This window comes from Vibrio sp. 1159, from assembly GCF_033340395.1.
GTDB classification, from domain to species: domain Bacteria; phylum Pseudomonadota; class Gammaproteobacteria; order Enterobacterales; family Vibrionaceae; genus Vibrio; species Vibrio alginolyticus.
This window is the reverse complement of the sequence record NZ_JAWOWL010000013.1, coordinates 107205-125227: the sequence shown is the minus strand read 5'-3', so window position 1 is coordinate 125227 and position 18023 is coordinate 107205. Positions and strand designations below refer to the sequence as shown.

The following is an 18023-nucleotide window of genomic DNA, read 5'->3' as shown; positions in this document are numbered from 1 at the left end:
GGTAAGCAGAGTTTTTGAAATGTAAGGCCTTTGAATAAGACAAAAGGCTGCCTCATCGCTAACTTTGCAACAGTGCCTTTTCAACACAAGCGTGATCATCGGTGCATCCGCACCCTATACATTTAGCAGTGAGCATAAGCGCCTCCCCAAGTAAATTAACAACATCATAGTATCATTATGTGATGCTGTAAATATTAAAAAGAAAGCGGCCATAGCCGCCCTTCCGAAGTAATTTTCCTTTAGTGGTTGTCTTGGCCCTGTTTCCAAGCGACGAATGCCTGCACTAGCGGTACGCCATCATCACTCAAGGCATTCCCTTCTATCCATCCGCCTCGTATGACGACAGACTGCCCTGATTCCAAGCCAAAAGGTTCCCACTCAGAAGCCACCGGGGAACCGTCCACCAGCAGGTCGAGATCTTCAATCCATTTATCCCGGCCATCCAGAGTTTTCCAAACTGAGTCATCGACCCAAAAGGCCTTGATTTGTTCTGGTGTGGCATTGGTCCAATCGTTGTCTTTCCCGTCAGCAAGTGAAAGTACAGAGTCAACCGTTTGCTGCCAGTTCGGCCAATCTTCTTCGACAACAACGCAAGTAAGCGAGCTCTTGCCATTTGCTCTGCGGCCATCATCAACCTTCCGGATCAGCCTTTCCAGTGTCGCCAGCTCCTCATCGCAGAGCACGGCCTGTGCATCGCTTATCTTTGCCACGAAGTAACGTGCTTCAAGCATCGACATAATTATTTTCCTCCCCAGGGCACAAGTTTTGTCGAATATCCAAGCATTAGTGGGTGCTTCGGGTCCCCCGAACCAGTCACGCCAAATGCCAATACCGGCTTCCCAGATGCAACGAGCTGCTCTAAAAGCCTGTCCAAATGAACATGCAAAGACTTAGGCAGCTTAGTTCGGCTCCCCCAGCAGGGCACCAAGACATCAGCATCCCGAATAATCCTTTCCAAGTGGATTTCATTTTCAGGCCCGACAGGATCAACCGCCGTAGCCAGCTCTCGAACGTCGGTCGCCCGAAAAGCAAAAGCATTACCGACTATGAATCGCCTCCCTCCGTTGACCTTGGTAAACCCTATCCACTTTCTGACCGTGTGATCGTCCTCGGTGGCCGTGGCCGTAGAGCCGTTTACACCAAAATAACCGAACACAAGGCCTTCGGGTTGCACATCCCTTTCCAGACGGTATCTGTACATGCCGCACTTGCTGATAATTGCACTCAAAGTGTCACCTCTTTTTGAATGAAAAATGCCCTTTCACAGTTGCATTTTTTAATGCTGTGATAGGATAAAAGTGTAAGTTGAAAAGGAGAGATGACCATGAAACATGTACTGAATATCGCGCTGATGGCTGTTGTTATTCTTGGCCTGGCTATGCTTGAGGCCACCAACTGGGGTTACGCAGTGCTGGCTATCCCGGCAGTGATTTGGGCCAAGTCGGTGCTCAACCTTCTGCACAAACTGCCGGTTCTGGCTGCTGCTTTTTGGATTCTGGTTGCTGTTTTCGCGTGGCAAGCGGCACTTGTTGGTATCCTGTTCTATGGCGTACTTGCGACCCCTAAAGCGCCAGCAAACACCAATGGCAAGAAAAGCCGAAAAGCCAATCTGATGGGCACTTACAGCTACGACTTTAAAACCGGCGAATGCTTTAGCTAAGACTGGCTCCACGGTTATTTCTCCTCAGCCTTCCTGATGGGCGCTCTCAGCGCTCTCAGGACAGCTTCTTCAAGAGCTGCGGCCCCTGCCCTATCACGTCGCTTTGTTAATGCCCCATATTGCTTCCTGATGGGTAGCATCAGCTCTTCGAGTTCATTGCGCTTCCTATCGTCGGCTTCAAGTTTCTCGCTTCGCGCCAAGGCTTCGGCTTGCTCGCTTTTTGCTTGCCACTCTATCTTGTCGCCTTGCACTTCCCATGCTTTAACGTAATGAGCATCATCCAGACCTTTTGCTCCGTTGTCCGAAAACGAGGCCCCTGAGTAAATGCCACCGACAACCCAGCGCCTTTTGCTTTTTCCCTTTGAGAAATACATCTCACGGCCTAAAACACCATCGCGCAAAGTGGCTACCGAGATAAATAGCCCAGCGTCCCCTTTCCTAAAGCCGCAGAACACAAACTCAAGCGGTTCGTATAAATCACTCATGCTGATCACTCCGAAGAACAGACAAGACCTTCTCAGCTCGCTCCTGGAGGTCTATGAGTTCGGCAGCATCATTACCGCTCAATGACATGTCCCCGCCATAGAGGCGATACTCAACGCTGTCCATCGCCTGGCGAAGCAATCCTAGAAGAGCATTCACGTTTGCCGGTGTTGATAGGGCGACGGCTTCACCTTTCAGCTCACGTCCATTAAATTCCGACCACTCGGCTATGCCTGTCAGTTCGCAACAATTTGAGCAGGACATACTGGCAACATTCTGGGGATCGTCTGGACAGTGTTCATTGATGACAAAGTTCATCTCGTCACTGCCGCACTTTCCACAAATGATGTGTACTTTTTTGCCCATGCTGCTGCCCTTAGTGGAGAGTCTGCTCTTCCACAACAATCATCCCGTCAACCAAGCTGATTGTGGCGGGACCGCAGTTACCCAGCACCTCAGCTTTGACTCCGTTGTTCAACGCGACATAAAGCCGTCTCGCCCCGTTGGTGACGCGGATGCCTTTCTGGTCGAGTTGTTCAAGCATTTCTTCGTAGGTAATTTTTTCGTCCATCAGTTCTCCTCAGCAAGGATCTCGTCGATGAGGTTCTTTGCTATCAATCTGGCATCCAAAGGGACAGCCAGGCTGTCAATTCTGCCTCTTTCATGGGCAACAATGAGTTGCGCCTTCCAAGCTATCCCGGAAAGAGAAGCATCAGGTTCTTTACCTGAGCTTCTCATACATCTTGCGTTTCGGTACGCCGCCAGCCACTCAGGTCTGGTTGAGTTATAACGCCCAAGGCCAGCTTTTCGTTGGAAGCACATTCATCGCGCACCTTTACAGATTCATTTTATGATACTGTAAACAATAAAAAGACACCTTGCAAGACTTTCACATGTGAAAGTTTTCTGGTTTACATCTGCTCGCTTGGATCAAACCCCAAAGCCTTGCACACGTCATCCAGGTCATCGAGCGTGAAGAATCCCAGCGTCAGTTCCCCGGAGCGCTTCGCGGGGTTATAGCGAACTTTGATAGGCCTACCCGTAGCATCGCTCATCAGGGTCTCCAGGCGCTTAATGTCTGCATCCCTGTCCACTTCTTTGCCCTTCGCTATCGCCTCAAATTTATGAACCGGTGTCCTGGTATGCAGGAGATCCCTCAGGAGCTTTTCTCTCTTGCTGAAAGGTAACTTAGCCACGGCCCTCACATGCCCCAGGGTGATCTTGCGTGGATTTCTGAGCCAGAGTGTTAGCTCTTCCTCCGATAGCGTACCGGCGCGTTTCAGGTGTGTAACCGTATAGACCTTCTCAATACCCAGATCCTCTCTGATCTGACTGTTTGAACGCCCCTCTCCGCTTAGGAACGCGACCACATAGGCCTTTTCTGCATCAGTCATGCCTGGATGCTGGTGGTAGTAGTCAATGGCTTCTCTTGCATCGAGCAGTAGGGGTAGGTTGTTCATTCAGGACACCTTTTAGTCACATGACTATATCGAGGCTTATTCTACCCCCTATTTTAGTCACATGACTACTTACTGACATTTCGGCCCCCATCGCCGCCGATTTTTCTTGATTATAGGTTTGAATCTATATAGGATTGCACCTATATTAAGTAAGGAGAAATCATGTGGGTCATCGAGACAACCGACACCTTTGATGAGTGGTTCGATGCTCTGGATGATACCGATAGAGCAAACGTGCTGGCTTCGATGATGGTGCTGCGAGATAGAGGCCCCATGCTGTCGAGGCCATACGCGGATACTGTTAACGGTTCATCCTACAGCAACATGAAAGAGCTTCGGGTCCAAAGCAAAGGAGATCCTATCAGAGCGTTCTTTGCGTTCGATCCAAAGCGTAAGGGGATTCTTCTCTGCGCCGGTAACAAGACCGGGGACGAGAAAAGGTTTTATGAAGTAATGATCCCAATTGCAGACCGTGAGTTTGCGGCGCACTTGGATAAATTGAAGAAGGAGTGACGTTATGGCAAGAACTCTTGACCAAATGCTGGCAACAGAAAAGCCTGAGGTTGTTGCCAAAGCACAGAAAGCGGCCACTGAGATGTTACTGAACATCCACTTGGCAGAGCTTCGTGATCGCATGAACCTTACCCAGGGGGAAATTGCTGCATCTCTGGGTGTGAGACAGCCGACAGTCTCCGAGATGGAAAAACCTGGACGAGATCTCAAGCTGTCGTCCATTAAGCGGTACGTTGAGGCCTCCGGTGGCAAGCTACGCCTCGATGTTGAACTTCCGGACGGCACCCACTACGGCTTTGCCGTTTAACTCGATACGCCCCGTTATGGGGCGTATTACTTCTCTTGCTCTTCTTCCAGCCGTTTTCGGTATATCTCTCCTGCACGTTCCCTGCCATCGTCGGTCAGCCTAAAGGCCAGCTTTAGAGAAGCATTCCGGTACTTGTTCAACAGGCCGTTCTCCACCAGCGTGTGGCATGACGTTCGGAAGTTCGTTCCATGAATACCGCTCTGGCGAGCTGAATTGATCATCTCCAGTATTTTTACACCTGGTACAGGCTCGGCTTTTCCACCGGCCTCAATTGCGTATAGAATGAACAAAACGTCTTTTTGAGTTGACGACAATCTCATCCCTTCCCCTTATTCATGTCTGATATGAATAAGGCTCCCACGAAGGAGCCTTATGTAAACCTTATTCATGTGTCACATGATTAAGATCTAGTTCACGGAGTCTTTCAACCCCTTACCAGCTTTGAACCCAGGAATGTTGGCCGCCGCGATCTGGATGTTCTCTCCAGTCTGGGGATTCCGCCCGGTTCGCGCTGCGCGTTCCTTAACGTGGAAAGTACCAAACCCAGTGAGCGCTACTGTCCCACCCGCTTTAAGCTCCTCTGTCACTGAGTTGATCAGCGCATTTACCGCAGCTTCGGCCTTTGCTTTGCTAATGTCAGCGTCTTCGGCCACTTTCATAATCAGTTCACTTTTGTTCATCGTTATTCCTGTTTGTTTTCTTGGTTACTGTTTACACCTGCATACTCTGGGGTGTGGTTAGTGCTTTCTTCGCCACTCCCAAGGGGGAGTTCTCTCCGATTCCGGTAATGCCCAGAGACCTCGCTTATCGGCTTTGGCTTCGGCCTCCAGCTTGAACAGCTCCGGTGTTTTGGCGTACTGCCGGTACACCCACGCACTCCCAGAACGGACCATTTCGGCATTGACCCATTTGCCATCGACATAAAGGTTGGCGACCAGACGGCCATAACGGTCTTTGTCGATTTGCTCGACTTTAATCATTCGACCAAACACCAGATCGGACAACGCCTGTTTCGCCTTTGAGCCGTAGGGTTGTTTCTTCTCTGGGGTGTCGATTTCCGCCAGCCTTACCCGGTACTGGATTTTGCCGCTCCGGCAATCTTTCCCGGAGTCACAGCTTTGTTCAGTCAGGACCTTGACCGTATCACCGTCAGACACCCCCACAACCTTCGCAGTAAAGGTTTCTGCCCATACCTGAGGGGCCACCACCAGCATGGCTACCAGGAACGCTGAAACCCCCGTATTTTTCACAAAACCTAACCTCATAATCACTCCATCCAAATTACTTTTTTTTCCCAGCCGGTAGAGCCTTGGCCCAACAGAGCCTTGTTTCATCCACCTTGCTGTCTACGATTCGACAGGCATCCCAGTTAAGAGATGACCAGTGAGCAATGGCAGAGGCCAACCAGTACCACGGTGCCGTAAACACCGGCTGGCCCCCTTCCTTCGTTTTAAATACCTGGTATCGCATGTTGATCCTCCTGTTTGGGTGAGGCTTAGGCCTCGTAATAGAAATTTTTTGTGTCCGGATAGGGTTTAAAGCAATGAGCCGTGGCTCTCCCCAGGGAAAGCACTGAAGCCTCAGCTTCCGGCGCTTCCTCAGTGTCTTCACGAAATTCCCCGCCAAGTTGCTTCACCCATTCGGCAGCGAGCTGCACACCTTCATCAAAGGGAACTTTGTTCTTTTGAAGCACATCCAGATAGGAAAGCAGCAAGCAGTGAGGCGTAATGACGGCGGTGTTCCAATCGGTTGCGAGCCGTGTTTCGTCCATATCTGCATACCAGGCATCAACCTGATGTTTCAATCCGATCTCGGCCATCATGCCGTGCTTACCGGCGACCTTTCTGCCTTCCTCTACCACATCAACCGGGGCGTCCCAGTAGAGGACTCCCCCGTCCGCTTCTTGGGTCGCACAGGTTGCACCTTGCGGCCAATGCCTCCGTTCCATAACGAGCTCGCAGAGCGTTTGGTTGCCTACAGGAGCCTTGTAGTCCTCATCGAGATTCACCACGATGGTTTCCGGCTCCTGTTCAACCGGTGGCAGGTATCTGGCGACCAGAGGCATTGTCAAAATCACAGCCCCATCCATGTGAAAGGATGTTGGAGCCTTCACTATTCGGTCCATTACCCAGCACCAAGCATGAAGCAACCGATCCTCTACCTTGTCGTCAGCCTCAATCTCTTGAACGAACTGGTTGAAACGAACCTGACTATCCAGAAACAGGCCTGTGCTCTGACACTTATCGCTGATCGTATGAATGAGCTCCGCCTGCTCCAGAAGCATTTCTCGGGTGACTTCCTCCACATCACCAAATGCGTCAAACAACTTTGTCATGTAGTCACGAATTTGCATGTTCTTCCCCCTCGGCATCGAATTGCTTTGCAAGCTCAGGATCACCGGCCCAGCGAAGGGCGTCTCCCATATGCGTGAAAGCGCGTTTATTGTTATCCTGCTTATTCACCCTGACCGGCGTCTTTTGGTCACGAGGCTGTAGTAGCCAGTACCCGGCCTCTTCCCTGATTAGTTCTGCGGCCACCAGAAAGCCGTTCTTCGTTGCAATGATCATCATCAGCTCCCGTGGTTAAGCCAGTAGGCATAGATAGTGATGGCAAGGCCTCCCGCGAGCACAATGACTGCGGCGGTACGCTGGACCCACTTCGATGCACCAAACCGCGCCAGGTGTCTCCCCAGGAACTGGAAAGGTGCTGTCTTTCCGATAGCGCGAATCACCCAGGAGATTGCCAACAGAAGGATGGCTGTGGCCGGGTATATACCAACCCCTAAGAGATTCATCTCTCCGACCGCGAGCTGATAGATGAATGCCAACAGCATGGCTACCGCAGTCAATACAGCTACAACCTTGGTCCCGTTTCGCCAGTCCCACGCTCGACGTGCGTCACTGGTAAAACTCACCATCGAGACAAGGAACGGCATAAATGGCAGGTTCATGCTGGTGGGTTTATCCATGAATGCGTCAAGACCCACAAACATGGCCGTCATCACCACATAGAACAACAGGGCGGGGACAAGCATGTCGCGTAAAGACCGAACCTGGTTGGCGTTCGCGTTTTGAGTATTCGTCGTCATTGTGTTTGCCCCTTCAACATTCCCCATAGCTGACGGTGAAGATCAGCGATTACCTTGTACGTCCCCTTCACTGCTGGTTGCTCAAGGGTCTTGAGCATCCACAAAGCAATAAACAGGCTGGAAAGCAGTGCCACCACCAACTGGATGTTGTGGCTACTCAAATAGACGGCATAGCCGTTTAGGCAGGCACTCAATAGCAACCAGACCCTGGCCGTCATCAGCCCCCAGCGGTGATAGGTCACGAGCAGGTAGGCTGTTACGACAGAACAGAGTGTCATGGCACCAGAAGTGGCTAGGTAAACGACCCATGTACTGGCCTCGCCAGTGACGTAAGTGCCACCAACGGAGAAGGACAAGCCAAAGATCCAAATTGCTGCATTCCGGAGTAGGGCATCAACAATGATGTAACTAGCAGCGAGATTGATAATTCCGCGTTTTAGCATTACCCCCTCCCGTTATTCTGATACCTGCCCAGCTCAGCCCTGAGCCTATTAATTTCTTCCGTGGCTTCGGCCAACTGCTCCCGATACTTCTTGAACTGCTGATATGAATGCCAGGACTGTCCTTTCGATACTGACTTCGTGATGGCGGCGACCTCATCCGGCGTCAACCGGGTGAGCTGCTCTTCCGGATAGATCAGGATGGTGTTGCTGTCCCAGTCAAAGCCTGCGTGAATAGCTTTCACCCCCACTGTAGGGGTTCCACCAATCCCACCTGGCTGGTGGATGACAAGCCTCAAAGGCGCTGAGGCCTTGTGTGGATGAAGGCTATCGAGAGCCTCTTTTGCTTCTTGTAACTCCATAGATTCACCTCATAGTGAAATCAGGCCCCGGAGAGCCTGACTTTCACATGTGAAAGTTAATTTGCCTTCTGCTGTCTGGCAGAAACCCTCAAGGCCAGCGCCTTTTGCATGTCGGGCTGCTGGAAACGCACCTTGGTCCGATCAGGCCAACTGTCCATTTCATTGCACCGCAGGGTGTCTATGGCCGCATCACGGTAAACCTGATAGAAGTCGGTTCCACCTATGGAGTTAATTGCCATCATGGCGGCAAACATCGGGTTACTGTTCATGACGCTTGTAAGAGTCTCGGGGGTCATTGGGGTGTCGCATGACTTGTTGAGGGCAACCAGCAGGTCATTACCAACCAGGGCACAGGCAGCGCATACCTGTTTGGTATCATCCAAGGCCTTCGCGTATTCGTTGTTTGGCTGAGGGACGCTTGAGCAAGCCGACAGGACAAGCAGCCCCGCCAGAAGGCATCCCAATTTAGTTGTAATCTTGATCATCAGTTCTCACTCCACTTTCACATGTGAAAGTTTTTATTGGTTCGCGGAGTCGTCTTGTTGCGACTCAATCATCATTTTTCGCATCACGGCCATGATGGCTTGCGCCGGTTGAGCGCCGCCGAGAAGCTGGCTCTTGCCGGTATGGTTGTCCACTACAAAAGTGGCTGGTGTCCCGTTGACGCCATAGCTCTTGGCTTTCTGGATGTCAGCTTCAACCTTGTCTTCGTACTTTCCTGAGCCGAGGCACTCCCGGAACGCATCCAGATCAGCACCAACACCAGTGACAACAGAGGCCAGGTCAGCAACACCGCCACCATTCCCCTGGGTATGGTGGAAAATGTCGTTAACGAAGACCCAGAAGCCACGGTTGCCCTTCTGCTCAGCAATACATTCAGCGGCCAGAGCTTCCTTGTGAGCTGCCGGGTTATGGAAATCGAGAGGCATGTGCTTCCACTGCCAATTCACATTGCCTTTGCTGGCATCCACAATTTGTTTGGGTGTGTCGTGGAATCGCTTGCAGAATGGGCACTCCATATCGGAGAACTCCACCAGCGTGAACCGAGCACCAAGGTCCCCGTAGATGTGTTTGCCTTCTTCGACCTTCTCAGGTGCTGCCTCGAACTGGGCATACTTCTGATCGATGTCGGCTTGTTGTTTCTGCGCGACAAACTTGTTGATGCTTTCGGCCACAGCAGCTTCAAACTCTGCCTTGCTTTTGAAGGTGACGCCTTCGGCATCCTTCACCTGGTTGACCGTAGACTTCACGTTGGCGATCTCTTGCGCCAGATCCTTCTCTTTCACGAACTGGTAGATCCCGAACCCGGTTCCTACGAGCCCCAAAAGAATGGCGGCAACAACCCCGAGACGTAGTGATTTGGTACTTTGTTCTGTCATATCAAACTGCTCCTATCAGTAAACTTTCACAGCGCTGAGTTCTTGCACGAAGGAACTGGCTTCGAGCTTCGCTCGTTGGGTCAGTCGCCGGATGATGTCTTCGGTTGGTGTGTAGTCCACCAAGTTGCTCTGGTGGATGACGTCTCGCGCCACGGAGTTCAAACTACCCAGGCCATCAATCAGCCCAATGTCTTTGGCCTGCTCCCCGTTCCAGAGCAATCCAGAAAACACCTCTGGGTCGTCTTTCAGTCGATCACCCCGCCCAGCCTTCACTCGTTCGATGAACTGCTGGTGGGTTTTCGATAGAACGCCCTCCCAGAATTTCTTCATGTCAGAGGTAAGAGGGGAGAATGGGTCGAGAAGCGCTTTGTGCTCTCCGGAAGTGATAGCCCGGCGCTCGATGCCGAGCTTGTCCATCAAGCCGGTGAATCCAAACCCCGAGCTGATGACGCCGATAGAACCGACAAGGCTGGCGCGGTCAGCATAGATTTCATCCGCAGCAGAGGCGATGTAGTAACCGCCAGAGGCACCGATGTCATCAATGATGGCGTAGACCTTTTTCTCCGGATGAAGGGCTCGCTGCGCCTTCACTTCGTCATAAATCCGTCCTGCTTGAACCGGGCTACCGCCAGGGCTGTTTATGCGAAGCACGATAGCTTGTGAGTTCGGGTTGTCGAATGCAGCTTGGATGGACGGGATAAGGTGATCAGCATCGGCCAGAGTGCCAGCAGCAATTTCACCACGGATGTTGATATACGCGGTGTGAGGGGCTCCTGCCTTGGCGCTTTGCCACGGCATCCCACCCGGATTAGATGCCAAAATGATGAAGCCGATCATGAGAAGCACGAAACCAGATGCGCGAAGCACACGCAACATGGTCCGCCAGCGCCGGTCTTTCACCTGCTCTTTATGCAGGGTGAACATGTACTTCTCAATGAGTTCTTTCTCCCAGGGGATCTCTTTGTTTTCTGCCATTAGTTTTTCCTTTTGCATGTTTCGATTATCAGTCCCCAGAACTCTTCATCAGCGCTATCAGCCCGGTCTTTGACTTTCTGGTAAACAAGGTTGGTGTTGAGCTGATGCTCACGACAGAACTGAGCAATGTTGCTGTAGGTCCTGTCCAGATAGGTGAAGGGTTTCCCTTTACCTTTTTTCTTGGCGAGGATGAGCTTCCACTCATCATTGGAGAGTTTGTCTGCGGCCTTCCCGGTGTCCGCAATGCGCCTACGCACCGTTACCGGATCAAGTCCATGTGCTCTGGCTATGCTGGCAACGCAGTTGAACTTCCGACCGTCAATCATGACAGTAGGCAAATCACCAGCGGCAGCCTCCTTGAATCGGAAACCTCTGTAACCTGGTTTGAAGATCCCAGGAGCAAGTTGCTCACGGAACTCGATTGCTTGTTCTGACCTGACAAACTTGCTGTCGATTTTGCCGAGCATGTACTTAGCCCGAGCGATTACCTGGTAAAGCGTCTTCTCCAGGAGCATGGCGTCAGCAGCTCGACTCGGAAGACCTATGTCGTCTTCTTGCTCGATACCCAACATTTCTGCATGGCTGGAGCCTTCTGCATGTCGGAAACAGCCGTCGTACTCAAAAAGAAAGGAGGCCAAACCTCCTCTCAGCTTTGCTTTGAACCGGGTGTTGGCCGCGTTCTCTGGCGCTGGTGCCAGCTCGGACACTTCAAGCCCTAAATTTGCGGCCAACTTCCGCAGGTCTTCCTCTCCAATTCGGCATCCAGGCTGCATAACCTGCGCCAGAGCAGATTCATCAGCACATCCGCGTTCTTTCAGCTCAGCCAAGAGGTAGGGAACTCGTACTACCCCCATAAGCTCAAGCTCCCTGAATCGCGTGGACCACCAGCTCACAGAGTTTCCCGTACACAGGAGCAAGGCAGAGTGAAGCCATCACCATGCCAAAGGCTTTCGATGGAGCCTCTTTGGCGAACTTGGTCAACCACGGCATCATGCCGCACAGAGCAGCAACCATAGCGCCAGCCACCCCCAGGGAAGGGAATGCCATCACTTGGGCCAGAATGAAGAAACACTGGGCGTATGCCGCATGGGTCATCGCCTTCTTATCTGCTGCCGTGAACTCCACGGCATCTACGCTTTTGACTTTTTCCATCACATTGTCCTCATGCAACATCAGGTTTTCCGAAAAATTTCTCATACACTTCGAGGTCGAAGGCCAGCATGGTCTTTGCCGCCTTTTCACTAAGCTGGTGGAGGCTAAGCATCTGAACCTTGTCAGTGCCGGTCACTTGCAGATCCACCGCGAACCACGTCCCACCTTTGGTCACGGCCAGAACTTGCACCGCCCAGGGCTTATCCAGTCGTTCGGGCGGAGTGATCATGTTCGACACTTTGGCGACCGTCGCGGTTGAACCTACCCAGTGCTTGTCGAACGCAATGACGTTCAACGCTTCAAACGCATCCTTCGCAGCTTTAAACCGGCTCCGGACAGCATCTTGTTGCTTCCAAGCCATGAACTGGAGAAGGGTCATTCCACCAGCCATAAGGGTGAGAAAACTCAAGCCATTGGCGGCAGCTACGACCGTCGCTACCAAGGACCCCAACATGACGAAGCGGTTATGTTTAAGCTGGGCCACTATTCACCTCCTATACCAACCAGCGTACAGGACTTTTCAAAAATGCAACCCCGCCTAGCTGCCCAATTCGGGCAACCCTGATTCAATCCAGAACTTTCACATGTGAAACTTTCCGCCACAGGAACAGGAGGTTTTTACCTGACCAGAACGGATGGATTGATAGCGGTGCCACAGCTTGACCACTTCTTTTTCGCTGAGAAGGTTTGTCTTGATGTAACGGACTCTATCCCCGTCCGCTGTCTCAACAACGGTTCGGACATAGCCGTACTTGGCAACGGGTGCCTTGTACTTGTGTGACAGAATTACCCGGTAAACCGAGAGCTGGATAATGTCCGACTCATAGATGTGGTTTACCTGGCGCAGCTTGGTGTCCAAGGGAATGAGAACCCCATTCTTGGTTTGGTACACCTGATCAACCCTGCCGTGCATGGGCACCGGCTGTGTGGTTGATATGTCCTGTTCGGACAAAAACAGAGTGGCCGAGCGCAGCTCATAAGGCATGTTCTCTGATTTCCACCACGCCCAGGTGTCTCCAATGCCGCGTTTGCGCCATTGGTCCACTTTCGCAATGACGAAAGGGGCGATGATCAGGACGAATATCCAGAGAACTGGCTTCATGACTACCTCCGGCCCCTAAACCACTCTGGATGATTGGATACATCCATGCTCTTAACCTGTGATGAGAAGACCAGTAGCTCTTGGGTCGTCAGGACGGTCTCAGGAGCCCGAGCGATGAAAGGTCTCAGCAATTCAGAACCCGCATAGATATTGATGACCATATGCAATCGCTCTGTTGCTCCAGAAACTCTCCGCCAGCTCCGGTAGGTTTCTGTTGATTTGGCATAGCCAACCAAGGCAGGAGCCAGCGTGTCGGACTCCTTCGTATTCAACTTCCCTTTTGCTGCCTTCGATACGAACTCAGCGATCACCGAAGCCAGCATGTCGGAGGTAAGGTGAAGCGGCAGCTTTATCGTGTCGAAGTCAGCCTGCTTGATGGTGAACAGGCGGATGTGATCGTTGCGGTAGTCACGCACATAGATGACATGACTCTCAAATGGGTTGGAGTGGTTAAAGGCATCCATACCCCAGCCTGCGGCCTCAAGATGTGCGTTTGATACTGACTTGTCGTAATCAAATTCCACGCTATTACTCTCCGTCTTGTCGTTCAGGAACTTTCACATGTGAAAGTTTTCCGTCGGTCATGATGTCCAGGACGGCTTTGCCCAGTCTCATCCCTTTATGGTTTTGAACCGGGTCTCCCTTGTAGAAAAGTCCTGGCTCGTTATCGGGATGGAATACCCCGTGAGGAATGTTGTCGTGATCGCCCAGCCACATGCGTAGCCTCAGATCCACCAGCCACCCATCATCCAGGACAACCCAGAAATGCGGTGTCACGATGTCCTTGGTCTGTTCGTTTCGCACAAAGCCATACATGCAGTCATGAGGTACACCCGCTTCATTGAGTAGGTGGCTTACTGCCCATGTCATACCGTCACATTCCATCTGGCAGTCATCCAAGGTCATAAGGACGGCTTCCAGTTCCCGGTGCCACTCCGTCATTTGCTTGGCCGCAGGTTTTACCACCAGCTCGTTTTTGTTTTCTGCCAAGATGATGTCTTCCTCGTCAATATTGCATTCGTCTATCGCTTCCGAACGGATGGATACCGCTTCATCCCAGTCATCGCTCGATCCGAAAATGCTCCAACCCTCAAGACCGTAATTCACCCATACGATGAACCGCTTTATCGTTTTCATGTGCGGCCCCCTTTAACCGTGCAACGTTCCCACATACTCACCCCTTCAAACCGTAACCCCACCAAAAAGCCACTTCTTGATGATTTCCAATCAGCAGCGGCAGGTTGCCCCTGAACTAACCTCACCGAAAAACCACCTTTAGATTGCTTTCTGGTGCTTATCAAGTTCTCCTGAGTGATTAGTCGTTCTGAAAACTTTACTTTTCACAGTATCATTTTATAATACTGTAAATCATAAAAACAACCCAGTAAAGAAAAAAGAGCGACTTATGTTGAGACGAGAAAACCAAGGAGATTTGTTCGATGACCAGGTGGTGTTGCCATCACTGGAGTCGGTTCTTACCGGCATATCTTCCAGTCAGCGTTGTGACGATAGAACAACGTACTTCTCCGCTCCGGATGTGGACCTGAGTTTGTACGATCACATCATTGTTTGCCTGTCTGGAGGCAAAGACTCGATTGCTGCGTACTTGCGGCTGGTGGACATGGGTGTTGATAAGTCAAAGGTGGAGTTCTGGCACCATGATGTTGATGGTCAGGAAGGCAGTTCGTTGATGGATTGGGCCTTCATGCGTGATTACTGTCGTCAGCTCGGGGAAGAACTGGGTATCCCAATGTACTTCTCGTGGCTTGAGGGCGGCTTTGAGGGCGAAATGCTCAAAGACAATGCCTATAGCCACCCCCATCGTGTAGAGACGCCTGAGGGGCTTCTGGTGCTGCCTAGAGACCATAAGCGCTCTAAGCCTGGTACGCGCCTTCGTTTCCCTCAGCAATCGCCATCACTCCAAACAAGGTGGTGCTCATCAGCCTTGAAGATCGATGTTGGCCGCAGAGCTCTTAATAACCAGGAGCGCTTCAAGGGGAAGAAGATCCTTTTCATCACTGGTGAGCGCCGGGAGGAAAGTGCAAACAGATCCAAGTACAACCAGCTTGAGGCTCATGCCTGTGACAGAAGATATGGGAAGACTGCACGGTTAGTTGATGCCTGGAGGCCCGTTCTTCATTGGACTGAGGAGGAGGTATGGGAAGTAATCGAGCGTCACCGCATCCTGGCCCCAGTCCCTTATCGCCTTGGCTGGAGCCGGTCGTCGTGTATGACCTGCATCTACAACTCACAGCGTATCTGGTCCACGATCCGTCACTACTGGCCTGAACGAGCTGGGAAAATTGCTCAGTATGAACAAACCTTTGGTGTGACGGTATCAAGAAAAAAAATCGACGTAATAGATTTAGGTTCTGCTGTTGCGCCGATACAGATTAGTGATGTTGAGGCATTGGAGCAGGTATCCAGAGAAGATTACACGCTCCCGATTTTTGTGCCGGAGGGGCAGAAGTGGGTTCTCCCTGGTGGCGCATTTGGCCGAGAGGCCTGTGGTTCTGATTGATTTGTGCAGAGGTGGCAATGTTGGATTTTGTTTTTTTGGTGTTTTTGGTGTTTTTGGGGTTGGGCATATCTACGGTGCTGGTGCGTCGGTCTTCCCGTAAGGGGATGGATCTTGAGCTGACATGGCTCCAGTCGTTGAAGGTCGTGCTGGTTCGTGGAGCTGTTGCATTGGGCCTGGGTTTTGGCATTGGCAGGCTTGTATTGATGGGGATGCAGTATGGTTTCCTGAGTGAGTCTGTCCTGAGGGAACATGCACTTGTCTCCGTAGCGGTGGTTCTGATCTGTGGGCTTGGTTCGTTCGTTGCGTTTCAGTGGATCATCGGGAGGATCTCTGGAAGATCGATCAGCGTCGTTTCTGTGATCAAAGCTGTGATGTACGAGTCTGGTTACTTTGTGCTGTCGATGCTTATCTTGTTGGTGATACTCGTCCTGTTCGGCCTTGCATACGAGACTTTTTTCTAAAAAAACAGTGTTGATTATTTTTTGTTCAGTGATCAAAAGGATAAATATAAAGATCTTTAGATCTTTGTATAAAGGATTAAAAACGGTTAAAGACAGGTTAGGCGTTCTAAATCACCACTCAACACATTGATATTACTGGTGTTTTCATATTTATTCCGTGCAACAAACCCATAGGTTGCCGTGCAGCGTTCCCATAGGTTGCCGTGCAACGTCCCCACATACCCTTGGATCTTATCCACTGTTATCCACACGGAACCCCTCTTTTTTCCACAAAATCCTTACAAAACAGAGCTTTCGTGCAGCGTTCCCACATATCAGATCTGGTGTTCGTGCAGTATTCCCACATGTCTAAGGTCATACGTGCAGTCGCCCCATATACAATTTTCTGAACGTGCAACGTACCCACATGTCAATTTTGGTCGTTTTTTGCACCGTGCAGCGTACCCACATATGATCGTGCAGCGTTCCCATATACCAAAACCCCGTTTATGCACAGGAAATGTGGATAACTTTTGGCCTCTTTTTGTGTGCGCGTGATCACTTTATGGACTATTAGAGTCATTTTGACTGCTTTTTTAGGTTTGTCCTGATCTGTCAATCTTTGTTCTGCTTCGTCAATCGTGCAGAGTTCCCATATATCGAGAGGTTCAGGACCTGCTTTCGTGCAACGTACCCACATATCAAATCTCATAACGTGCAGGTCCCCCACATCCTCACCCTTTAACTATCAATACCTTACGGGAACCACTCTACGGGAACCACTGGAGCAGCATGGCACTTATCCTTCGTCGTGGCTTACGCTTGCACGATACTGAGACTCAGCTTGCGACTACCGTGCAGCGATCCCATATATAGAGCCCCAGCCCACGCTGCATCTGGGGTCACGTTCGCTCTATCCGTGCAGCTCCCCCATATGCGGAGGCATTCCGTTTCCGGTCCTGCCTGGTGGGCGTACCTTGTGCGCTTTCTTCTGGCATAAAAAAAGGCGCTGACGCGCCTATCTTTCTTTTCCCTGGGGGGTGGGAGATTCTGGTGGCTATCTCCCCTTACGTTGGGGTTCATCAATGATGTCGTGGTCGATCATGCCGTGCTTGATGGCCCGTAGCTCTGTCTGCTGCTTACGCTTGTTGGACGCCATCACCTGCTTCACGAAGTTCTCATGAGGCCTTATGACGTACCGCACGTCGATGACTCTGCGGCCATCCTTGATCTGGTTCGCGTCGTAGTCGCTTATGACCTCTTGTTTGATGAGGGCCTCCAGAGCGAGCTTCATGGCTCTGACGTTCTCCGGCATCCGTGGGCTCAATTCACGAGGGCTCTGGGTCAGGAAGCTGATAAGCGATGGCGTGTACGGCGAATCTGGTGATGCTTGAGTCCAGTAGTGGCTCATTCGCTTGTAGATGTACCGTGCAAGAGGGGAGCGGATTTGCATTCCGATTTTGTAGTTGTACTGACGAAACGACAGATTCATGATCGATTCGTTTACCAGCGGGTTGAACTGCACATAGCACCTGGCGTTCCCGCCTTTCTTGCGAAACTCACCTCTGGTGGTCAGTCCCACCATCGGGAAGAAGCTGGAGCTGATGAAGGCTTCACCGTCATCACTGATACATTCGAGTGTTGCGCCACGACAAACCTGGATTGCTTCCTTGATTTCGTTCAGGTTGTACCCGTGACCCATCTTCGAGAGCTCTTTCTGGAGTTCGTACAGAGTGAACATGACTCCAGCCTTGCCCTCGATGATATGGCCTTTCCCGTTCACTGCGAGCTTGCGTAGAGCATCCTCAAGGATTTCCTCTCGCTGTCCCGCGTAGATCAGCACGGTTCTTCCGTCATCCTTCTCGATGATGGCTGGCTTCACCTTCACCGTGAAATGCTGGCCTCTGATGGTGCATTGTCGTGTCACTACAGCGTTGGATAAATCTTCATGCTCACGCTTTTGGTCCCAAATGTACTTCGGCAGCGCATCGTAGATCTCGATGGTGTTGGAGTAGTCGTCTTTCTTGGCCGGAGATTCAATGATCTCAAACAGGCTCATTTGCGGTGAGTCTTTGATTACGTCGAGTTTCTCCAGGTCTTTGTCTTTGGTTCTCTTGCTCATGATTGTTCCGTCGATACTT

Annotated in this window: 29 protein-coding genes; 5 read left to right on the top strand and 24 right to left on the bottom strand. The window is 51.3% G+C overall.

Annotation, left to right across the window (positions count from 1 at the left end; genetic code table 11):
- Window positions 1–239: 239 nt before the first annotated feature.
- The gene (locus tag R7127_RS12655) at window positions 240–710 is read right to left on the bottom strand and encodes a hypothetical protein (protein ID WP_347880240.1); all 471 of its coding nucleotides are present in this window, start codon (window positions 708–710) and stop codon (window positions 240–242) included.
- A 29-nt stretch (window positions 711–739) separates the two neighbouring features.
- The gene (locus R7127_RS12650; RefSeq protein ID WP_001273096.1) at window positions 740–1228 is read right to left on the bottom strand and encodes a DUF1643 domain-containing protein; all 489 of its coding nucleotides are present in this window, start codon (window positions 1226–1228) and stop codon (window positions 740–742) included.
- Between the two features lie 96 nt (window positions 1229–1324).
- Between R7127_RS12650 and R7127_RS12645 the strand changes: the two genes are divergently transcribed.
- The gene (locus R7127_RS12645) at window positions 1325–1660 is read left to right on the top strand and encodes a hypothetical protein (RefSeq protein ID WP_000683476.1); all 336 of its coding nucleotides are present in this window, start codon (window positions 1325–1327) and stop codon (window positions 1658–1660) included.
- 14 nt (window positions 1661–1674) lie between these two features.
- Here the strand turns inward: R7127_RS12645 and R7127_RS12640 are convergent, their stop codons facing one another.
- The 4 genes from R7127_RS12640 to R7127_RS12625 all read right to left on the bottom strand — a co-directional run bounded on the left by R7127_RS12640 (window position 1675) and on the right by R7127_RS12625 (window position 3603).
- Window positions 1675–2145, bottom strand: a complete 471-nt coding sequence (locus R7127_RS12640; protein ID WP_001281821.1) for a hypothetical protein — start codon at window positions 2143–2145, stop codon at window positions 1675–1677.
- A complete protein-coding gene (locus R7127_RS12635; protein ID WP_000516916.1) occupies window positions 2138–2509 on the bottom strand; it encodes a hypothetical protein in 372 nt (123 codons plus the stop codon). The genes R7127_RS12640 and R7127_RS12635 overlap by 8 nt, the downstream gene beginning before the upstream one ends.
- A gap of 10 nt (window positions 2510–2519) precedes the next feature.
- Window positions 2520–2714: a hypothetical protein gene (locus tag R7127_RS12630; RefSeq protein WP_000343597.1), complete on the bottom strand. Its 195-nt coding sequence runs from the start codon at window positions 2712–2714 to the stop codon at window positions 2520–2522.
- Between the two features lie 340 nt (window positions 2715–3054).
- Window positions 3055–3603: a transcriptional regulator gene (locus R7127_RS12625; RefSeq protein WP_001061574.1), complete on the bottom strand. Its 549-nt coding sequence runs from the start codon at window positions 3601–3603 to the stop codon at window positions 3055–3057.
- A 162-nt stretch (window positions 3604–3765) separates the two neighbouring features.
- Here R7127_RS12625 and R7127_RS12620 point away from each other — a divergent pair, with 162 nt between their 5' ends.
- Both R7127_RS12620 and R7127_RS12615 read left to right on the top strand, forming a co-directional pair.
- Window positions 3766–4116: a type II toxin-antitoxin system RelE/ParE family toxin gene (locus R7127_RS12620; RefSeq protein WP_000270043.1), complete on the top strand. Its 351-nt coding sequence runs from the start codon at window positions 3766–3768 to the stop codon at window positions 4114–4116.
- Between the two features lie 4 nt (window positions 4117–4120).
- Window positions 4121–4423, top strand: a complete 303-nt coding sequence (locus R7127_RS12615) for an XRE family transcriptional regulator (protein WP_000124640.1) — start codon at window positions 4121–4123, stop codon at window positions 4421–4423.
- Between the two features lie 26 nt (window positions 4424–4449).
- On the opposite strand, the gene R7127_RS12610 is transcribed toward R7127_RS12615, so the two are convergent.
- From R7127_RS12610 to R7127_RS12530, 17 genes are all read right to left on the bottom strand, one after another.
- Window positions 4450–4743, bottom strand: coding sequence for a chromosome segregation protein ParM (locus tag R7127_RS12610; protein WP_001239997.1), 294 nt, complete (start codon window positions 4741–4743; stop codon window positions 4450–4452).
- 87 nt (window positions 4744–4830) lie between these two features.
- The gene (locus tag R7127_RS12605; protein ID WP_001043047.1) at window positions 4831–5103 is read right to left on the bottom strand and encodes an HU family DNA-binding protein; all 273 of its coding nucleotides are present in this window, start codon (window positions 5101–5103) and stop codon (window positions 4831–4833) included.
- A gap of 57 nt (window positions 5104–5160) precedes the next feature.
- The gene (locus R7127_RS12600; protein WP_001236377.1) at window positions 5161–5688 is read right to left on the bottom strand and encodes a thermonuclease family protein; all 528 of its coding nucleotides are present in this window, start codon (window positions 5686–5688) and stop codon (window positions 5161–5163) included.
- A 230-nt stretch (window positions 5689–5918) separates the two neighbouring features.
- Window positions 5919–6776 (bottom strand): hypothetical protein, encoded by an 858-nt coding sequence (locus R7127_RS12595; protein WP_001167032.1) that lies wholly within the window; start codon window positions 6774–6776, stop codon window positions 5919–5921.
- The gene (locus R7127_RS12590) at window positions 6763–6990 is read right to left on the bottom strand and encodes a hypothetical protein (protein ID WP_001447532.1); all 228 of its coding nucleotides are present in this window, start codon (window positions 6988–6990) and stop codon (window positions 6763–6765) included. The genes R7127_RS12595 and R7127_RS12590 overlap by 14 nt, the downstream gene beginning before the upstream one ends.
- A 2-nt stretch (window positions 6991–6992) precedes the next feature.
- Entirely contained in the window at window positions 6993–7511 is a 519-nt protein-coding gene (locus tag R7127_RS12585; RefSeq protein WP_000210756.1) for a nitrite reductase, read from the bottom strand.
- Window positions 7508–7954: a Fe3+-siderophore ABC transporter permease gene (locus tag R7127_RS12580; RefSeq protein WP_000919345.1), complete on the bottom strand. Its 447-nt coding sequence runs from the start codon at window positions 7952–7954 to the stop codon at window positions 7508–7510. Before R7127_RS12580 ends, R7127_RS12585 begins: the two co-directional genes overlap by 4 nt.
- The gene (locus tag R7127_RS12575; protein ID WP_000422768.1) at window positions 7954–8313 is read right to left on the bottom strand and encodes a hypothetical protein; all 360 of its coding nucleotides are present in this window, start codon (window positions 8311–8313) and stop codon (window positions 7954–7956) included. Before R7127_RS12575 ends, R7127_RS12580 begins: the two co-directional genes overlap by 1 nt.
- A 56-nt stretch (window positions 8314–8369) precedes the next feature.
- Window positions 8370–8798 (bottom strand): hypothetical protein, encoded by a 429-nt coding sequence (locus R7127_RS12570; protein ID WP_000591074.1) that lies wholly within the window; start codon window positions 8796–8798, stop codon window positions 8370–8372.
- Between the two features lie 33 nt (window positions 8799–8831).
- Complete coding sequence (locus R7127_RS12565; protein WP_000139698.1) at window positions 8832–9692, bottom strand: DsbA family protein; 861 nt, start codon at window positions 9690–9692, stop codon at window positions 8832–8834.
- Window positions 9693–9707: 15 nt separating this feature from the next.
- Window positions 9708–10667, bottom strand: coding sequence for a S49 family peptidase (locus R7127_RS12560; protein ID WP_000829616.1), 960 nt, complete (start codon window positions 10665–10667; stop codon window positions 9708–9710).
- Entirely contained in the window at window positions 10667–11521 is an 855-nt protein-coding gene (locus tag R7127_RS12555; RefSeq protein WP_000539392.1) for a hypothetical protein, read from the bottom strand. The genes R7127_RS12560 and R7127_RS12555 overlap by 1 nt, the downstream gene beginning before the upstream one ends.
- A gap of 4 nt (window positions 11522–11525) precedes the next feature.
- Window positions 11526–11819 (bottom strand): hypothetical protein, encoded by a 294-nt coding sequence (locus R7127_RS12550; RefSeq protein WP_001370730.1) that lies wholly within the window; start codon window positions 11817–11819, stop codon window positions 11526–11528.
- 10 nt (window positions 11820–11829) lie between these two features.
- On the bottom strand, window positions 11830–12303 hold the full coding sequence (locus tag R7127_RS12545; RefSeq protein WP_000057877.1) for a hypothetical protein: 474 nt from the start codon (window positions 12301–12303) through the stop codon (window positions 11830–11832).
- A 96-nt stretch (window positions 12304–12399) separates the two neighbouring features.
- Window positions 12400–12921: a hypothetical protein gene (locus tag R7127_RS12540; RefSeq protein WP_000805800.1), complete on the bottom strand. Its 522-nt coding sequence runs from the start codon at window positions 12919–12921 to the stop codon at window positions 12400–12402.
- Between the two features lie 2 nt (window positions 12922–12923).
- Window positions 12924–13445 (bottom strand): hypothetical protein, encoded by a 522-nt coding sequence (locus tag R7127_RS12535; RefSeq protein WP_000393785.1) that lies wholly within the window; start codon window positions 13443–13445, stop codon window positions 12924–12926.
- Window positions 13446–13449: 4 nt separating this feature from the next.
- Window positions 13450–14058: a hypothetical protein gene (locus tag R7127_RS12530; protein ID WP_000849071.1), complete on the bottom strand. Its 609-nt coding sequence runs from the start codon at window positions 14056–14058 to the stop codon at window positions 13450–13452.
- A 268-nt stretch (window positions 14059–14326) separates the two neighbouring features.
- Here R7127_RS12530 and R7127_RS12525 point away from each other — a divergent pair, with 268 nt between their 5' ends.
- Entirely contained in the window at window positions 14327–15442 is a 1116-nt protein-coding gene (locus tag R7127_RS12525; protein WP_000946102.1) for a phosphoadenosine phosphosulfate reductase family protein, read from the top strand.
- Between the two features lie 17 nt (window positions 15443–15459).
- Complete coding sequence (locus R7127_RS12520) at window positions 15460–15903, top strand: hypothetical protein (RefSeq protein ID WP_040110419.1); 444 nt, start codon at window positions 15460–15462, stop codon at window positions 15901–15903.
- 1036 nt (window positions 15904–16939) lie between these two features.
- Here the strand turns inward: R7127_RS12520 and R7127_RS12515 are convergent.
- A complete protein-coding gene (locus R7127_RS12515; RefSeq protein ID WP_000044787.1) occupies window positions 16940–18004 on the bottom strand; it encodes a RepB family plasmid replication initiator protein in 1065 nt (354 codons plus the stop codon).
- Window positions 18005–18023 lie beyond the last annotated feature (19 nt).

Coding starts and splice junctions, on each gene's coding strand:
- R7127_RS12640 (WP_001281821.1), bottom strand. CDS start 2,145: ATGAGTGATTTATACGAACCGCTTGAGTTTGTGTTCTGCGGCTTTAGG.
- R7127_RS12585 (WP_000210756.1), bottom strand. CDS start 7,511: ATGACGACGAATACTCAAAACGCGAACGCCAACCAGGTTCGGTCTTTA.
- R7127_RS12555 (WP_000539392.1), bottom strand. CDS start 11,521: ATGGGGGTAGTACGAGTTCCCTACCTCTTGGCTGAGCTGAAAGAACGC.
- R7127_RS12610 (WP_001239997.1), bottom strand. CDS start 4,743: ATGAGATTGTCGTCAACTCAAAAAGACGTTTTGTTCATTCTATACGCA.
- R7127_RS12605 (WP_001043047.1), bottom strand. CDS start 5,103: ATGAACAAAAGTGAACTGATTATGAAAGTGGCCGAAGACGCTGACATT.
- R7127_RS12645 (WP_000683476.1), top strand. CDS start 1,325: ATGAAACATGTACTGAATATCGCGCTGATGGCTGTTGTTATTCTTGGC.
- R7127_RS12615 (WP_000124640.1), top strand. CDS start 4,121: ATGGCAAGAACTCTTGACCAAATGCTGGCAACAGAAAAGCCTGAGGTT.
- R7127_RS12625 (WP_001061574.1), bottom strand. CDS start 3,603: ATGAACAACCTACCCCTACTGCTCGATGCAAGAGAAGCCATTGACTAC.
- R7127_RS12575 (WP_000422768.1), bottom strand. CDS start 8,313: ATGGAGTTACAAGAAGCAAAAGAGGCTCTCGATAGCCTTCATCCACAC.
- R7127_RS12595 (WP_001167032.1), bottom strand. CDS start 6,776: ATGCAAATTCGTGACTACATGACAAAGTTGTTTGACGCATTTGGTGAT.
- R7127_RS12550 (WP_001370730.1), bottom strand. CDS start 11,819: ATGGAAAAAGTCAAAAGCGTAGATGCCGTGGAGTTCACGGCAGCAGAT.
- R7127_RS12620 (WP_000270043.1), top strand. CDS start 3,766: ATGTGGGTCATCGAGACAACCGACACCTTTGATGAGTGGTTCGATGCT.
- R7127_RS12560 (WP_000829616.1), bottom strand. CDS start 10,667: ATGGCAGAAAACAAAGAGATCCCCTGGGAGAAAGAACTCATTGAGAAG.
- R7127_RS12590 (WP_001447532.1), bottom strand. CDS start 6,990: ATGATCATTGCAACGAAGAACGGCTTTCTGGTGGCCGCAGAACTAATC.
- R7127_RS12630 (WP_000343597.1), bottom strand. CDS start 2,714: ATGGACGAAAAAATTACCTACGAAGAAATGCTTGAACAACTCGACCAG.
- R7127_RS12635 (WP_000516916.1), bottom strand. CDS start 2,509: ATGGGCAAAAAAGTACACATCATTTGTGGAAAGTGCGGCAGTGACGAG.
- R7127_RS12580 (WP_000919345.1), bottom strand. CDS start 7,954: ATGCTAAAACGCGGAATTATCAATCTCGCTGCTAGTTACATCATTGTT.
- R7127_RS12540 (WP_000805800.1), bottom strand. CDS start 12,921: ATGAAGCCAGTTCTCTGGATATTCGTCCTGATCATCGCCCCTTTCGTC.
- R7127_RS12520 (WP_040110419.1), top strand. CDS start 15,460: ATGTTGGATTTTGTTTTTTTGGTGTTTTTGGTGTTTTTGGGGTTGGGC.
- R7127_RS12600 (WP_001236377.1), bottom strand. CDS start 5,688: ATGAGGTTAGGTTTTGTGAAAAATACGGGGGTTTCAGCGTTCCTGGTA.
- R7127_RS12515 (WP_000044787.1), bottom strand. CDS start 18,004: ATGAGCAAGAGAACCAAAGACAAAGACCTGGAGAAACTCGACGTAATC.
- R7127_RS12525 (WP_000946102.1), top strand. CDS start 14,327: ATGTTGAGACGAGAAAACCAAGGAGATTTGTTCGATGACCAGGTGGTG.
- R7127_RS12565 (WP_000139698.1), bottom strand. CDS start 9,692: ATGACAGAACAAAGTACCAAATCACTACGTCTCGGGGTTGTTGCCGCC.
- R7127_RS12530 (WP_000849071.1), bottom strand. CDS start 14,058: ATGAAAACGATAAAGCGGTTCATCGTATGGGTGAATTACGGTCTTGAG.
- R7127_RS12570 (WP_000591074.1), bottom strand. CDS start 8,798: ATGATCAAGATTACAACTAAATTGGGATGCCTTCTGGCGGGGCTGCTT.